General features: G+C 63.2%; 1 pseudogene. It reads left to right on the top strand.

Annotated elements, in window-relative coordinates:
- A pseudogene (locus QMX85_RS23420) lies at positions 1-261 on the top strand (type VI secretion system tip protein VgrG); the annotation flags it as partial.

The following is a 261-nucleotide window of genomic DNA, read 5'->3' as shown; positions in this document are numbered from 1 at the left end:
TGAGCTTTCTCGAAGGCGACCCGGACCAGCCGCTGATCAGCGGCTGCCTGTACCACAAGGAACACGTGGTGCCCTACGCGCTACCGGCGAACAAGACCCGCAGCGTGTTCAAGACCCTCAGCTCGCCAGGCGGCGCCGGCTACAACGAACTGCGCATCGAAGACCGCAAGGGTCAGGAACAGATCTATCTGCACGCCCAGCGCGACTGGGACGAAAACATCGAGCACGACCAGAGGATCCGCATCGGCCACGAACGCCACG

The organism is Pseudomonas sp. PS02288, from assembly GCF_029959715.1.
Lineage (GTDB): Bacteria > Pseudomonadota > Gammaproteobacteria > Pseudomonadales > Pseudomonadaceae > Pseudomonas_O > Pseudomonas_O kuykendallii.
This window is presented reverse-complemented; position numbering and strand designations above follow the sequence as displayed.